The 14,305-nt window shown below is 45.1% G+C and carries 13 protein-coding genes and 2 pseudogenes; 11 read left to right on the plus strand and 4 right to left on the minus strand.

What is annotated here, in order from left to right:
* Positions 1 to 9: 9 nt before the first annotated feature.
* Positions 10 to 507 carry a hypothetical protein gene (locus tag J4N45_RS22740; protein ID WP_252017180.1) on the plus strand — a complete coding sequence of 166 codons (498 nt, stop codon included), beginning with the start codon at positions 10 to 12 and terminating at the stop codon, positions 505 to 507.
* A 61-nt stretch (positions 508 to 568) separates the two neighbouring features.
* Here J4N45_RS22740 and J4N45_RS22745 read toward each other — a convergent pair whose 3' ends face one another.
* A complete protein-coding gene (locus J4N45_RS22745) occupies positions 569 to 1,906 on the minus strand; it encodes an IS4 family transposase (RefSeq protein ID WP_252012245.1) in 1,338 nt (445 codons plus the stop codon).
* 160 nt (positions 1,907 to 2,066) lie between these two features.
* Here J4N45_RS22745 and J4N45_RS22750 point away from each other — a divergent pair, with 160 nt between their 5' ends.
* The 4 genes and pseudogenes from J4N45_RS22750 (at position 2,067) to J4N45_RS22760 (ending at position 3,920) form a co-directional block, all read left to right on the plus strand.
* A complete protein-coding gene (locus J4N45_RS22750; protein WP_252017228.1) occupies positions 2,067 to 2,591 on the plus strand; it encodes an RNA-binding S4 domain-containing protein in 525 nt (174 codons plus the stop codon).
* A gap of 74 nt (positions 2,592 to 2,665) precedes the next feature.
* Positions 2,666 to 3,343, plus strand: a pseudogene (locus J4N45_RS22755) (phosphatase); the annotation flags it as partial.
* Positions 3,329 to 3,409, plus strand: a pseudogene (locus J4N45_RS27360) (phosphatase); the annotation flags it as partial. The pseudogenes J4N45_RS22755 and J4N45_RS27360, both read left to right, overlap by 15 nt.
* Positions 3,410 to 3,521: 112 nt before the next feature.
* Entirely contained in the window at positions 3,522 to 3,920 is a 399-nt protein-coding gene (locus J4N45_RS22760; RefSeq protein WP_234496787.1) for a cytochrome b562, read from the plus strand.
* Positions 3,921 to 3,976: 56 nt separating this feature from the next.
* On the opposite strand, the gene J4N45_RS22765 is transcribed toward J4N45_RS22760, so the two are convergent.
* The gene (locus J4N45_RS22765) at positions 3,977 to 5,680 is read right to left on the minus strand and encodes an FAD-dependent oxidoreductase (RefSeq protein WP_252017182.1); all 1,704 of its coding nucleotides are present in this window, start codon (positions 5,678 to 5,680) and stop codon (positions 3,977 to 3,979) included.
* Between the two features lie 213 nt (positions 5,681 to 5,893).
* On the opposite strand from J4N45_RS22765, the gene J4N45_RS22770 reads away from it, so the two are divergent.
* From J4N45_RS22770 to J4N45_RS22795, 6 genes are all read left to right on the plus strand, one after another.
* Positions 5,894 to 6,172, plus strand: coding sequence for an ArsR/SmtB family transcription factor (locus J4N45_RS22770; RefSeq protein WP_252017229.1), 279 nt, complete (start codon positions 5,894 to 5,896; stop codon positions 6,170 to 6,172).
* A 91-nt stretch (positions 6,173 to 6,263) separates the two neighbouring features.
* Positions 6,264 to 6,680, plus strand: a complete 417-nt coding sequence (locus J4N45_RS22775; protein WP_234496785.1) for a YeeE/YedE family protein — start codon at positions 6,264 to 6,266, stop codon at positions 6,678 to 6,680.
* Positions 6,681 to 6,689: 9 nt separating this feature from the next.
* Positions 6,690 to 7,133 carry a YeeE/YedE family protein gene (locus J4N45_RS22780; protein ID WP_252017183.1) on the plus strand — a complete coding sequence of 148 codons (444 nt, stop codon included), beginning with the start codon at positions 6,690 to 6,692 and terminating at the stop codon, positions 7,131 to 7,133.
* A gap of 180 nt (positions 7,134 to 7,313) precedes the next feature.
* Positions 7,314 to 8,318: an efflux RND transporter periplasmic adaptor subunit gene (locus J4N45_RS22785; RefSeq protein WP_252017184.1), complete on the plus strand. Its 1,005-nt coding sequence runs from the start codon at positions 7,314 to 7,316 to the stop codon at positions 8,316 to 8,318.
* A gap of 8 nt (positions 8,319 to 8,326) precedes the next feature.
* A complete protein-coding gene (locus J4N45_RS22790) occupies positions 8,327 to 11,515 on the plus strand; it encodes an efflux RND transporter permease subunit (RefSeq protein ID WP_252017185.1) in 3,189 nt (1,062 codons plus the stop codon).
* Between the two features lie 88 nt (positions 11,516 to 11,603).
* On the plus strand, positions 11,604 to 11,792 hold the full coding sequence (locus J4N45_RS22795) for a YgaP family membrane protein (protein ID WP_252017186.1): 189 nt from the start codon (positions 11,604 to 11,606) through the stop codon (positions 11,790 to 11,792).
* Positions 11,793 to 11,794: 2 nt separating this feature from the next.
* Here J4N45_RS22795 and J4N45_RS22800 read toward each other — a convergent pair whose 3' ends face one another.
* Positions 11,795 to 13,105: a patatin-like phospholipase family protein gene (locus J4N45_RS22800; protein ID WP_252017187.1), complete on the minus strand. Its 1,311-nt coding sequence runs from the start codon at positions 13,103 to 13,105 to the stop codon at positions 11,795 to 11,797.
* A 75-nt stretch (positions 13,106 to 13,180) separates the two neighbouring features.
* Positions 13,181 to 14,065 (minus strand): endonuclease/exonuclease/phosphatase family protein, encoded by an 885-nt coding sequence (locus J4N45_RS22805; protein ID WP_503058237.1) that lies wholly within the window; start codon positions 14,063 to 14,065, stop codon positions 13,181 to 13,183.
* Between the last annotated feature and the right edge of the window lie 240 nt (positions 14,066 to 14,305).

Below are 14,305 nucleotides of genomic sequence, written 5' to 3' on the forward strand. Positions count from 1 at the left end.
AGACGCGTCATGAAAGCACTAACAGTAACATCAATTATTTCTCTAGGTTTAGTCGTTGGCTGTGGCGGTGGCGGCGGCGGTGATGGTGGCTCAGGTGGTAGTGTTGCGGCAGAGACTCCGCCGGCTGTAGCACCTGCACCGGAACCTACACCAGCGCCTGCGCCAACACCAGTGTCAGTAGCTCGAACAATGGAGGATTTATCAATACCAGATAGCTTTGATTATCAACCGATAGAGGAATATTCACTAACAATCGATGCTTCTAGCGATGTAAGTGGAAGAGCTTTTGTCACTGTATATACCGAGTTCGAAGAGCTTGCCTCGGGAGAGGTTGAGCCTAAGTACGAAAGTAAAGTGGCGTCACAAGCACTGACTTCTGGTAAAGCGAAGCTATCTTTCAACGCAGCTGAACATGTCGGTACCTTTTTAGTGGAAATATGGACGTATGATGGTAACGATCCAGTGAAAAAGCAGATATCTGCAACAAGCTCAACGTTGACCTGGTAGCTGCCAAAGACGTAATCCTATTTGCTGTGTAAAAAAAGCCCTGCCATCGCGGCAACGTAGTTCACTTAAGAGGAGCTGCGTTGCGATTAACAGGGTATCGGGTTTTTGATATTTTTACCGCCCTAGGCCGATTTGGCTTAGGGCGTTTGTCTATGAAGAGGATAGACAAATCACCTCGAAGGCTCTTTAGGCGTTTCGGCGTGTTACCTAAAGATACCGCTTTACTCATCACTTTGAGCTGGCTGGCTATAAATTGGCAAGCATACTTAAAACTTATTTCATTAGGTAAGCGTCCGTGTTCAACGGCGGCTTGACTAGCTTCTCGTCTCACCAAGTTATAACCGAGTAGCAGTCCCCATAACTCTTGATAGACAAGCTCGACTGTTTTGCTTCTCAACACTAAAGCGTTATGTTGCATCGAACTCTTGATGTCACGATAACCTAATTCGATCTCCCACCTTTCATGATAAAGCTCTGCCACGGATTGAGCATCGTACTTATCTCTAGGAAGAGAGGTAAACACCGTCTTGGATTTACCTTGGACCTCGTAAGTGACCGCCCTGACAGTCCATTTCTCAGGAAGATTAGGGTTTTTCTTACGAGCCTGCGGTGAGGTCTTCATTTCCACAAGCATGTCACTGCTTTCTTTATCGTCTAATAGGGTATATTTGACTCCTTTCTTTGCAGGGAGAAGCCAGTGTCTATTTATTCCACTGCTTTGGAGAGAAAGGAGTAAATCTGCTCCATAGAAACCTTTGTCCAGTAATGTCACAGAGTTGTCTGGTAAAGCGTTGATAAAGGGCATCGCTAGAGGGATTTCACCTCGGCGATAAGGGCTTATCGCAGCATCAACGATGACATGAGAGCGAACGTTCATCATGGTCACAACCCTCAATACTGGATGAGGGGTTTGTCTATTGCTAGACGTATTACCAGAGCCAAAATGTTCTCTTAGTTCGGGTGTGTCAGCTGTTCTAAAAAGAGCACCATCTACAGCAAAAACCTGTAGGCCCTGCCAAGTATCATCAGGGTATCGCTCAAGCCCCCACGTTCTCCCACATTGCCTAAATAGCCATTCAGGTGCTGCTTTACCCAAGCGTTGCCTTGCTTGGGTTAAAGCACTCTTTGCCAACAGTTCTTCATCAGCCAAACCGTCTGCACAGACGTTCATTCTCCGTGCGACTTCGGCAATGGGTTCATTACGGAAAAAAGCCATACCAACAATTAACCACAAAACCATATCACTCGGTAATCGGCGTCGACGGATTGTCGCTTTATCAGACAGAGAGGCTGCTTTAGCGACCCACTCATCAGGAATGTGTTCAGAGAATGTAGTGAGTTGAGCTACATCGACAGGGTTTTCTTCGAGGAAGTCGGCAAAGAAGTTTTGAATAGACATAAAAAATCGGAAACCTATAAACAGGTTTCCGATTGTCTCTCATCAGAAGGATCGGTCAATCGATTCTTATCTGATCTACATTGTGCCATCGCGGGGCTTTTTATGGCTTGTACCGACTCAAGCAAGTACAATGCGAGAAAAGTCACATGTAATGAAAGCAATGAATCAAGATTACGTAAATGAGCCGGAAGACTTCGACTACGAAGAAGGCGAAGAGATTGAAATTGAAGCGATTGGAATCGAAGTATCAAGTCATCCAATTGAACTGTACAAATTGTTCAAGGTAGCCAACTTAGTTGGTGGCGGTGGTGAAGCTAAGCACTTTATTGCAGAAGGCTATGTTGCGGTAAACGGAGAGTTAGAAACTCGTAAGCGACGCAAGATGTATGATGGTGACTTTTTCGAATTCAACCAAGAATACTATGTTGTGGTGTGTGACCAACCACCGATGGAGCCAGAAGAAACGAAACCAAGTAAGCAAGCGGCTTCGTCAGATAAGGCAAAGAAAGAAAAAAGTCGCAACAACAGCTCAAGTGCTGGAAAGAAGCAGAGTAAAGCGAATAACGAAGCTTCAAAGAAGTCTAAGAAAAACGGTTCAAGCAAAGACCAAGCAAATAAAGCCCCATCGAAAAAGAGTGGCAACAAAGATCCTAACAGTGGTCGCGGGTCAATTGACTTCTTTTAAAGAGGTAAGACTCAAAAACTGTAATATCTTTGATTGATACTGGTCTTTAGCTTAAAAATGTCGAGGAGAGAAGAATGAAACTTGTGGTGGATACCCATACCCATACTTATGCGAGTGGTCATGCCTATAGCACGATTAAAGAAAACGCTGAAGCTGCAAAAGCCCACGGCTTAGAGATCTTGTGCACTACGGACCACGCTGAGTCTATGCCGGGAGCGCCGCACTTTTGGTTCTTTTCAAACCAACGTGTAATTCCTCGATTTTTATCCGGAGTTGCGATTATTCGGGGCGTTGAAGCTAACATACTCGATACTGAGGGTAACATTGACGTTCATCCAACTTCCTATAAATCATTAGATTGGATTATTGGAAGTTTCCATGAACCGGTGTTTAAGCCGTCGACTAAAGAGGCACATACTACGGCACTTTTGAATGTCATTGAGAGTGGCGACGTTGATGCGCTTGGACATTTGGGAAATCCGAACTTTGATTTCGACTTTGATGCGGTTGCAGCATGTGCGGCCAAGCATAATGTGGCTATTGAGATTAACAACTCTACCCTTAGAGGACATAGCCGAGTAGGGAGCGTCGAACGCTGTTATGAAATAGCACGTGCCGTAAAAGCTGCGGGTGGTTATATCACAACTGGCAGCGACTCACATTTTTACGACACCATTGGTAAATTTGACCTGACTGAAAAACTCCTACGAGAAATTGAGATGCCAATGGATAAAATCATTACCAGCTCGACAAGACAGTTCTTAGATTTTCTTGAGCTCAGAGGGCGCGAGCCAATTGCTGAATTTGCAGAACTGTAAGTAAAGCGTTAAAACGTTTCTAAACAATTTTTATCCCTCTTGTAAATCCAGTTCAAGTACAATGTCGAAGCCCTCAGGTAACTGAGGGCTTTTGCACTCAAAAGGACCAACAATGATAAAAACAAACCTAATTAGCCTAGTCGCTTTAACTGCGCTCGTGTCTACGTCAGCTTTTGCGAGTGAGCCATTTGATCTCAAGAAAAACATGCAAGCGATGAAGCTCGCGTTTAAACAAGCAGCAGAAGCTCAATCTGTAGAAGAGATGCGTGTGCCCGTTGATACACTGGATAAGTTGATTGCAGACTCTAAACAAGGGGACTATCCACCAGAGAAAGCGGACTTGTACCAGGAAGGGTTTAAAAAATTGTCGCAAGCGATTGAAGAAGTAGATTCTGAATTGGAAAGAGGCGATCTTGAATCCGCAAAACAGTCCCTTCGTGAAGTGGATAGTCTTCGCCTCGAATATCACGACAAGCGCAACCCAAGTATTTGGAAGCGTCTATTTGGTTAGTAAAAAGGAGCACCTAGGTGCTCCTTTTTGATTTATTGAAAGTTATCTTTCGATTGCTATGCCTTAGCAAACTTATAGGTGCGATAACCACCAATCAAGTTACGAGCCCTAAAGCCATTGTTGACTAATTGACGATAAGCCACGTTACCACGTAACCCAACTTGGCAGTAGATTACAATCTCTTTGTCTTTTGGTAGTTCGTCCATTCGGCCGCGTAGCTGATCGACAGGGATATTAATCGCCCCTTCGATAAAGCCAACGCTCTCTAACTCACCTGGATTACGTACATCGAGCAGCACTTGATCGTCGTTTAAGTTGTCTATTTCATCGAAGTGGATAGGGGTTGCATCGCCTTTCAGTATGTTGTTTGCTACAAACGCGGCTTGGTTGATCACATCCTTAGCGCTACCGTATGGAGGCGCATAAGTAAGCTCTAAGTGTTGGAGCTGTTCAACCGTCATGCCTGCACGCTGTGCCACCGCAAGCACATCAATACGCTTGTCGACTCCGTCTTTACCAGCCGCCTGTGCTCCAAGGATCTTGCCGGTTTCAGGGCTAAAGAGTAGTTTCAGTGACACTATCTCTGCCCCTGGGTAATATCCAGCGTGACTTGCAGTATGAACGTATACTTTTTCGTAGTTGATGCCTTCACGTTTAAGGACTTTTTCATTTTTGCCAACTGACGCTACGGCCAAATCAAAGATCTTCACAATGGCAGTGCCTTGTGTACCTTGGTACGTTTCACTACGTCCCAGCATGTTGTCTGCAGCCATACGACCTTGGCGGTTTGCCGGTCCAGCGAGTGGAACAAATCCCGCTTTGCCTGTGACAAAGTCTTTATCTTCAATGGCATCACCAACCGCGTAGATCGAAGGATCACTCGTCTGCATACTGTCGTTGGTATAAATGCCGCCAAGTTCGCCAAGTTGTAGACCTGCTTCTTGTGCTAGCTTAGTTTCTGGGCGTACACCGATTGACATAATCAGTAAGTCGGTTTCGAGTGTATCGCCATTATTCAATGATAGAGCCAACTTACCTTGCAGATGCTGATGTTCACTTGATTCACCGGCACTGGTATCAGCAACTTGAGTTGAAGGGATGTACTCAACAGATTCAAGCGCTGCACCTAAACGTAGATCTATGCCGCGTTGCTTGATTTCCGCGTGTGCAAATCCAGCCATTTCTTTATCGACAGGCGTCATTACCTGATCAGCCATTTCGATAAGCGTTGTTTTGATACCCAGCTGGTGGAAGGCTTCCATCATTTCTAGGCCAATGAATCCACCACCAATTACCGTTGCATGTTCTGGCTTATTCATCTGAATGGTTTGAATGATGCGGTCCATATCAGGAATGTTGCGCAGCGAATGGGTCAGGGGATTATCAATTCCCGGAATCGCAGGAACGAACGGTGCCGCACCCGGACTTAAAAGAAGGAAGTCGTAAGATTCCTGATATTCACTTCCGTCTAGAAGACTTTTGATCGTCACCGTTTTGTCAGCTCGGTTGATCGATTTTACTTCGTTCATTACTCGAACATCGACGTTAAAGCGTGCCAAGAAACTCTCTGGTGTTTGAAGTAGCAGTTTGGAGCGATCTTTTATGTCTCCTCCAATGTGGTAAGGCAGTCCACAGTTTGCAAATGACACGAATGGTCCACGTTCAAACATGATGATTTCAGCGTCTTCACTCAGACGACGAGCACGCGCAGCAGCGGAAGCGCCACCAGCAACCCCACCTACAATTACAATCTTAGTCATACCTTACCTCTTTGTTTTCTTTGGTACTTTGCCCAAAAAATTAATTCAGTTCACTAACGGATGAGCAACACTATAATCGCTAAAATTAGAAATGTCTAATATAATTTTGGCTAAATATTAAAAACCTAATTAAGTATTGACTAAATTAATGAGTGCTTAGATAATGCATCCAATTATTCAACACATTGAGGTAGCAAGGTGAACTTACCGCAAATGAAAGCGAAAGTCGTGGATGTCGCTGACGTACTAAAAACACTGGCTCACCCGGATCGTTTGTTTGTGTTGTGCCAGTTAGTAGAAGGAGAGATGGGTGCTGGACAACTACAGGAAAACTCAGATCTCAGCCAATCCGCTTTTTCTCAACACCTAACTGTCTTGAAAAAGGCGGAGTTAGTTTCGGTTAGAAAAGAGTCCCAACACGTTTACTACTCACTGAAGGATGAACGTGTAATTGGGCTGATCCAACAATTGCATTCGCTCTACTGTCATTAAACCCCACCGTTTAAGTTGGTTTAACTTGCAGAGTTTTCTCATGAATTCTGCAACTTAAATCATTTTAAGTTTTAAATTCAATGAGGTAGTTATGGAATTTACATTTCCTTGGGGTTCGCTCTTGGGCGGAATGCTACTCGGTGTATCAGCTACTTTACTGTTACTGTTTAACGGTAAAATAGCCGGTATTAGTGGTATTGTGGGTCGCATTTACAAAGCTAAAACTGGCGATACCAGTTGGCGCGTGTTGTTTGTACTTGGCATGGTTTTGGGCGGCGTTCTGTCTGCAAAATGGCTAGGTATCGCACCCGCTGAAATGGTGGTGTCTACTCCACTCGTAATAGTCAGTGGACTACTAGTTGGCATTGGTACCAAGCTGGGTAATGGCTGCACGAGTGGTCATGGCATCTGCGGAATGGGGCGTCTATCTAAGCGTTCGATTGCTGCCACAATGACTTTTATGGGCGTTGCCATGGTAACGACCTTCGTTATGCTTCATGTACTTTAGGAGACAAAGATGCAACGTGTTATTTCTATACTAAGTGGATTTTTGTTCGGTGCTGGCATGATCATTTCAGGCATGGGCGATCCAGCCAACGTCATGGCGTTTCTAGATATCTTTGGAGCGTGGTCTCCAGATTTGGCGTTTGTAATGGGCGGTGCGCTACTTGTCTTTGCTCCGAGCTATTGGTTGGTGATCCGTAAGAAGCAAGAGCCAGTTTGTACCGATCAGTTTTGTTTAAGTGACAATAACAAGATAGACAAAAAGCTGTTGAGTGGCGCCGCGTTGTTTGGCATCGGCTGGGGTATTGCAGGTATCTGCCCTGGGCCGGCGATTTCATCTATGGCCAATGGCAGTTTTGGGATTTTGGGTTTTGTGGCTGCTATGTTAGTTGGCATGGTGCTTACCGACATAGTCGTGGAAAAGCGCGCAACATCAGAGTTGGCAAACCAGTCATAATATCAACCAATTAAAGATAGTTTTTGTGGGCCCGATCGTACGATCGGGCCTTTTTTTATCTAATTTTTAGAGGGATAGTGATACTAATTTTGTAAATTAGCAAATTCTAAATTTAACATTAGACAAAGCTAATTTATGTGGTTATATTAGCAATATCTAATTATAACTCGTGAGGTCAAAATGAAATCTACTCTAGCTAAGTGGGCAGTAGTAGTCGCTGTTCTGGGAACACCAACAGCCTACGCTTTCGACACCACAATTATTGCTATCAAACGCGTTGATTCTATTGTGGAATTAGATGGCACCGTAGAAGCCGTTAATCGCGGAACGCTATCTGCACAAACCTCCGGTCGCATCGTTGCTGTGAATGCTGATGTGAATGACATCGTTAGCCAAGGTGATGTACTCCTAGAAATCAGTGCAGAGCAACAGTCAGCATCATTAGATGCAGCACTTGCCCAATTAAATAGCGCCAATGCTCAAAATATTAAGGCGTTAGCGCAGATAAAGCGTTATCGCGAACTCTTTCCTAAAGGTGCAATTTCTAGAGAACGTTTAGATGCAGCTGAAGCCGAAGCGCGCTCCTCTGCTGCAGAGGTTAAACGAGCAACGGCCGCTGTCGCACAGGCGAAAGAGTCGTTGGGCTACACCAGCATTCGTGCTCCTTATACGGGAGTTGTTACTCAGCGTCATGTCGAACTGGGCGAAACGGTCGCTCCAGGCAGTCAATTGATGACAGGTTTTTCACTGTCGCCACTTCGTGTAGTAACAGAAATTCCTCAGCGCTACCGTGAAAAAGTCGCAGATGCCAATCAGTTTTCTATAACCACTCTCAATGGCGCGACCCTTGAGCCATACGAGGCTAAGCTGTTTAACTACGCTCATGAAAAATCTCGTGCCTTCCGCCTTCGTCTAGAGCTTCTTGAGCAGCCACAAAACTTACTACCAGGTGAGTGGGTGAAAGTCGCCTTTGCCTATGATGAAAAACCATCGATTGAAATTCCAGAGTCCGCTGTTATTCGCCGCGGAGAACTGAGTGTTGTCTATCGTGTGGACGATGAAAAAGTGGCGATGAATCCAGTACGAGTGGGTCAATCCCATGACGGTCAACTTGAAGTACTTAGTGGCCTTGAAGTGGGCGATGAAATTGTTACCGATGTCGTCAGCTATTTGGCCGAGAAGTAGGGGGCGGTATGAGTCATAACATAAACGACGAGAAGATGGGAATTTCTGGCCGTATTGCAGCCGCATTCCAGTCATCGGCAATGACCCCTCTATTAGCTTTGATTGCACTGCTGCTTGGATTGATGGCGATTGCCGTGACGCCTAAAGAAGAAGAACCGCAAATCGATGTGACCTTCGCCGATGTCTACATTCCATTTCCGGGCGCGCCACCTAGAGAAGTAGAGAGTCTAGTTACCAATCCGGCTGAGCAAATCGTGTCCGAGATCAACGGCATTGACAAAATATACTCGTTCTCCCAACCAGGTGGAGCAATGATTGTTGCGATATTCGAAGTCGGGATCCCAAGAAATGAAGCCGTGGTTAAGATATACAACAAGCTCTATTCCAACAACGACTGGATGCCGGCAAACATGGGGGTTGGGCAGCCTATTATCAAACCTCGTGGTATCGAAGATGTTCCGATTGTAAACGTGACCTTGTCACCTAAGTCAGACTCAGCATCGCTAGAAGAGATCACCAGTGTGGCTCATGGGTTGGAAACAGAGTTAAAACGCATTCCAGGTACGCGAGATATCTACACGGTTGGCCGTCAGCCAACAATTGTTGATGTTAGACTCGACCCTGTAAAAATGTCAGGTTACGGTGTCACTATAGATTCGCTTAATCAAATGTTGCCGGATGCTAACTCAGCATCACCTATGCTTGCTTTGACACAAGACAACCAATCCATACCTCTGCAAATAGGTGAGTTTCTTACCAACGTTGATGAGGTTAAGCAGCTAGTGGTCGGTTTACATGATGGTCAGCCTGTCTACTTGTCGGATATTGCAGATATCAATTTAGGAATAGATACGCCAACGCAAGTTGTTTGGACGAGTGACAAGAGTGACATTAAACCAGCAGTGACAATCGCGATAGCTAAGAAAAGCGGTGAGAACGCGGTGGATGTGGCTAAAGCGGTTGATGAACGTTTAGGTGAGCTCGAAAGCACTCTAATTCCAGATAACATTCAGGTAGATGTGACTCGCGACTATGGCCAGACTGCTGCGGATAAAGCCAATACATTGATTGGTAAGCTTGCTTTTGCAACGGGAGCGGTCGTTCTGTTGGTTCTTGTGACTATGGGCGTACGCGAAGCGGTTGTGGTTGGTGTCGCAGTCATTATCACTTTGTTGCTGACTCTATTCGCATCATGGGCTTGGGGATTTACCCTTAACCGTGTGTCGTTGTTCGCGCTTATTTTCTCGATCGGGATTTTGGTCGATGATGCCATTGTTGTGGTGGAAAATATTCACCGACATATGGTGAAAGGCAAGCAAAAATTGGCGGAGCTTATTCCCGGTGCAGTCGATGAAGTTGGTGGACCCACTATCCTAGCGACTTTAACTGTTATCGCTGCTTTGTTACCAATGGCGTTTGTATCTGGCTTGATGGGCCCTTATATGAGCCCAATTCCGATCAATGCGTCAATGGGGATGTTGATCTCGTTGATTATCGCGTTTGTATTAACGCCATGGTTAGCTCGAATCCTGCTGAAAGAGAGCACTGACCATAAAGAAGAGGTCAGTAGCAAACAATCGGCTTTCTTTAGAAAGGTAATGTCACCGTTTGTCGTTAGTCGAGTGCAAAAACGCAACCGTTTATTACTCGGTGTTAGTGTGTTGGTGGCGATTGTCGTATCAATGTGGCTACCTGTACAACAGCTCGTCGTCATGAAGATGTTGCCGTTTGATAATAAGTCTGAGTTCCAAGTGATTTTGGATATGCCAGAGGGCAATTCGTTAGAGCGCACGCAACGTGTGTTGTTCGAGCTCAGCGATGCACTTAATGACGTTGAAGAAGTTAGTGATTATCAGATTTACGCAGGCACTGCGGCACCTATTAACTTCAACGGATTAGTGCGCCACTACTTCATGCGCCAAGCACCAGAGAAAGGGGACATTCAAGTTAACTTAGTGGATAAGTCAGAGCGCGCTCGTTCAAGCCATGAGATTGCTGTCGAAGTAAGACCAAAGCTTGTAGAGATTGCACAGAAATTTGGTGGCAAAGTGAAAGTGGTTGAAGTGCCTCCGGGTCCACCCGTGTGGTCACCAATTTTGGCAGAAGTGTACGGCCCGACACAAGAAGTCCGCGAACAAGCCGCACTGCAACTTAGAGAGATATTTCGCGAAACGGATGACATTGTTGATGTTGATCTCTATTTACCAGAAGCGCATCAAAAATGGCAGGTAGTCATTGATCGTAGTAAAGCCTCTCGCTTGGGTGTCGCCTATTCATCAATTGTCGATTCACTTGCGACTGCAGTAGGCGGAAAGCCTGTGAGTTACTTGCACAGCGAGCAGAGCAAATATCCGATTCCAATTCAAATCCAGGCCAAAGAGAGTGCCAAAGTGCGTTTGGAGCAGGTGATGAATATGAAGATCAATTCTGCATCGGGTACGCAGTATATCCTTGCCGATTTAATTAAGGTACGTGAGCAAGCGATGGATAATTATATTGTTCATAAAAACCTGGTTCCAATGATCATGGTTGTAGGTGACATGACCGGTGAACTCGATAGCCCTCTCTATGGTATGGCCGATATATCAGCAAGCCTCTCGGATAAAGGTATGGATGTAGAGCAGTACTTTGTCAATCAGCCCTCAGGACTCAAAGGCGTAGAGATCTTTTGGGATGGCGAGTGGACGATTACCTACGAGACTTTCCGAGACATGGGTATTGCCTATGCAGTTGGTATGGTGCTGATTTACTTGCTGGTAGTCGCACAGTTTAAATCGTACTTAGTGCCGCTGATTATTATGGCGCCGATTCCTTTGACTATTATCGGCGTGATGCCGGGTCATGCGTTACTGGGGGCTCAGTTTACCGCTACGTCGATGATCGGCATGATAGCGCTTGCGGGCATTATTGTTCGAAACTCAATACTGTTGGTGGATTTTATTAACCATCAGTTAAGAGATGGAATGGAGCTTGGTGAAGCGGTGATTGAGTCGGCTATCGTCCGTGCTAAACCTATCATGCTCACCGCACTGGCTGCGATGATTGGCGCGGTCTTTATCTTAGATGACCCAATCTTCAATGGGTTAGCGATAAGTTTGATATTCGGCATCTTCGTATCGACATTGTTAACCTTACTGGTGATTCCGATTCTGTATTACGTCGCATTAAATCGCGGCATAGTGAAAGCGGCTGTGTAGCAACGCCGTCGCAGCGGAGAGCTCCGTGTTAGAAACGGAGCTTTTATTTGCATAACTATATTAGCTATATCTTATTAAGAGGTTGTTTATGAAAGTTGAAAACGGCATTCGAATTCTCGCAGGATCCATGGTTTTGATCTCGCTAATACTGACTGTATACGTGAGCCATCATTTTGTCTGGTTTACGGTATTTATCGGTCTTAATTTGATTCAAAGCGGTTTCACCGGTTTTTGCCCGCCACGAAGACTGTTGCTAAAGCTTGGTCTAAAGGAATAGTCCTATTTAAGCGATTCTACCAAGGCTTTAAAGGTAGGATTGTTCAGGAGCTGTTGTCGCCCTTCATCGATGAGTAAGGTGACTGACTCATCATCGAGAGACATATCCGTAGGTATCGCATTAAGTTGGTATTTCTTGTCTTTGTAGTGAGGCGAGTTCAACGTGATATCGATGAAATGAGGCTTGGGTGTTATGTTTTCATTGGCGACAGCGGCAGACCATTCTGGCATCTTCTTTCTGATGAGATCTTTGGTTGCGTCATTGTATCGGTGAAGTTGTACATCACTCATCGCATTAAACGTATCAGCAAAGCTGGGTTCGTCGTCTGAGAGCTCAAAACCGTATTTGGGTGTCGTCGAGGCATCGACAACAATGATGACAAAGTCGGATAGTGGTCTGGCTTTTATTGTCTCGAAAAACTCTTGGTCACCACCAGCACTTTCAACAACCTCATATATCGCCAGTAATCCTAGATTGTCCGATATTCCACCATCTACTAGATGGATAAAAGGGCGAGCATCTTTGTCACTGTAGCTGCGCAGTCCCTCCAACGTATTTTGAATTTGCGCATTATCGCTTTCTCTATCCAACACGAATCGAGTATCTCTCAAACAGGCGTGATGGTTTTTAAGGACGACGGGATTAAAAACAATGGGTACTGCTGCCGATGCAGTCACTGCGTTTGCGACTGGATACGAATGAAGATCTGAGCATATCAAATCAAAATATTCTTGAAGGAAGGAGAAGCGCACACCACCACCCAGATCCGTCGCGTTAATGACGATCATTGGTCCATCTGAACGCTGCAGGTCAGCAAACGTTGCGTTGTGAAACAGTTCTTCTTGATAATACTCTATCGCTTTTTCAGAGCGTCCATTTTCTGAAAACCAAAGGGTCGGGCTAAACAATAGATGAATGAGGTCGTCGCCAACTTTTCGATAGAGAAACTCTGACTCGTAGTCTTCGAAGATCCGGTCCCCGTACAGACCATAATAGGCCGATGTGAAACTACCTCCCGACACAGACGCGATATAGTCGACTTCATCTAAAAGTCTAACTTCGCCCTTTGAGGTCATGATCTTGGTATCCCGAAGCGCCAACAGCGTTCCGTATGAGAGCGCTGCAGCCCTAACGCCGCCGCCGGAAAAGGCGAGAGTCAGAGAGATATCACCTTCATCTCTCTGATTAATAGACTCGCCAACGGAATAGGGTGGTAAATCACTACTGTTGACCATGGGCTCATTTTCTATCGCGCCTTTAGTAGCGCAGCCGCAGAGGGAAACAATAAACAGAGAAATGACGGCAAATTTCATTGGGTATTCAGCAAGCGAATTTATAATACGTGTGTTCTAAGCTTAGCCATCTTCACCGTTTTTACTAATAACTGTTTATTTATACAGTCTTAGTGAAATTGGGCAATGATCGCTCATTTGGTAATCAAGAACACTCTTCGTCGGCATGACATTTTGTAGGGCTGGACTGCTGCGTAAATCGGGACTGACGATTATATGGTCGATTAGCGACCGAAACTGATGAGTCTTGTTCGGGTTTCGATTAGAACGCACTTTACACTCGGCTTTAGTGGACTTCGTTGTCAGCCTTGGCACAGCATTGAGGTCTTTCGTGAGAGTTGCCCAGAGCCAATCGCCTGAATAAGCGAGATTGTGGTTAAAGTCTCCAAGTAATACATACGATTCATCATTAGATTCTAGCTGTTTGAGCCAACTGTTAAGGACTCTGCCTTGTTGTTTGAGTGTCTTACACGAGTTGTTAGATGTGTATTTGCCACTGCATCCGGCTTTAAGGTGTACAGAAAGGAGGTTAATCCTAGACCCGTTTTCTAATGTCAACTCAATTGCAGAAGCAAAGCGAAGTCGCCCACCTTTGCTTAGTGGGAAGTCAGCAACGTCTTTTACAGTAAGGCCATGACGAATGGCAAAGCCTGTATATTGATTTATTTCTGAGAACTGGTGCTGTTTATTGTTGGGTAATGATCGGTGTGAGAGGTAGATGTCATAATCGGGTCCAACAACTCGAGAAATTGCCTCTATGCTGTCCACTTCTTGGAATGCGAGAATATCGGGACTGGTTTGCATGAATTGCGTCTTCAGTGCGGAAAAGTCGTCTTGAGTACGATAACTTGTTGGAAACTTTTTCGATGGCGTCGTTGTAAGCCACTCTATATTCCATGTCATTATCGTGGTCGCACCTACTAGTGTAGGAAAAAGTGATATTCCTATTAGTAGGGAAAACGTCAGGTAACCATAACGGATTGTTCTTATCATTTCCCTTGCCATTCATAAAAATCGTTTCAAGCAATGTGCCGCAAGCCTTGGCAAAAATGCAACTGTTTTTCCTGAAAATTTGGCATTGATTTGGGAAATTGCACCATATGAGATCCACTTCATTTAGATCGAATTCTTCTTGTTCACTACCCAGTTTTTATTGATCCAAATCAATACTTTCGGTTGGTGCTTTTCGTTAAATACACCACAATATATTGTGTCAGAATA

Source organism: Vibrio sp. SCSIO 43140 (assembly GCF_023716585.1).
Lineage (GTDB): Bacteria > Pseudomonadota > Gammaproteobacteria > Enterobacterales > Vibrionaceae > Vibrio > Vibrio maritimus_B.

Coding starts and splice junctions, on each gene's coding strand:
- J4N45_RS22790 (WP_252017185.1), top strand. CDS start 8,327: ATGAGTCATAACATAAACGACGAGAAGATGGGAATTTCTGGCCGTATT.
- J4N45_RS22795 (WP_252017186.1), top strand. CDS start 11,604: ATGAAAGTTGAAAACGGCATTCGAATTCTCGCAGGATCCATGGTTTTG.
- J4N45_RS22775 (WP_234496785.1), top strand. CDS start 6,264: ATGGAATTTACATTTCCTTGGGGTTCGCTCTTGGGCGGAATGCTACTC.
- J4N45_RS22770 (WP_252017229.1), top strand. CDS start 5,894: ATGAAAGCGAAAGTCGTGGATGTCGCTGACGTACTAAAAACACTGGCT.
- J4N45_RS22800 (WP_252017187.1), bottom strand. CDS start 13,105: ATGAAATTTGCCGTCATTTCTCTGTTTATTGTTTCCCTCTGCGGCTGC.
- J4N45_RS22760 (WP_234496787.1), top strand. CDS start 3,522: ATGATAAAAACAAACCTAATTAGCCTAGTCGCTTTAACTGCGCTCGTG.
- J4N45_RS22740 (WP_252017180.1), top strand. CDS start 10: ATGAAAGCACTAACAGTAACATCAATTATTTCTCTAGGTTTAGTCGTT.
- J4N45_RS22765 (WP_252017182.1), bottom strand. CDS start 5,680: ATGACTAAGATTGTAATTGTAGGTGGGGTTGCTGGTGGCGCTTCCGCT.
- J4N45_RS22745 (WP_252012245.1), bottom strand. CDS start 1,906: ATGTCTATTCAAAACTTCTTTGCCGACTTCCTCGAAGAAAACCCTGTC.
- J4N45_RS22750 (WP_252017228.1), top strand. CDS start 2,067: ATGAATCAAGATTACGTAAATGAGCCGGAAGACTTCGACTACGAAGAA.
- J4N45_RS22785 (WP_252017184.1), top strand. CDS start 7,314: ATGAAATCTACTCTAGCTAAGTGGGCAGTAGTAGTCGCTGTTCTGGGA.
- J4N45_RS22780 (WP_252017183.1), top strand. CDS start 6,690: ATGCAACGTGTTATTTCTATACTAAGTGGATTTTTGTTCGGTGCTGGC.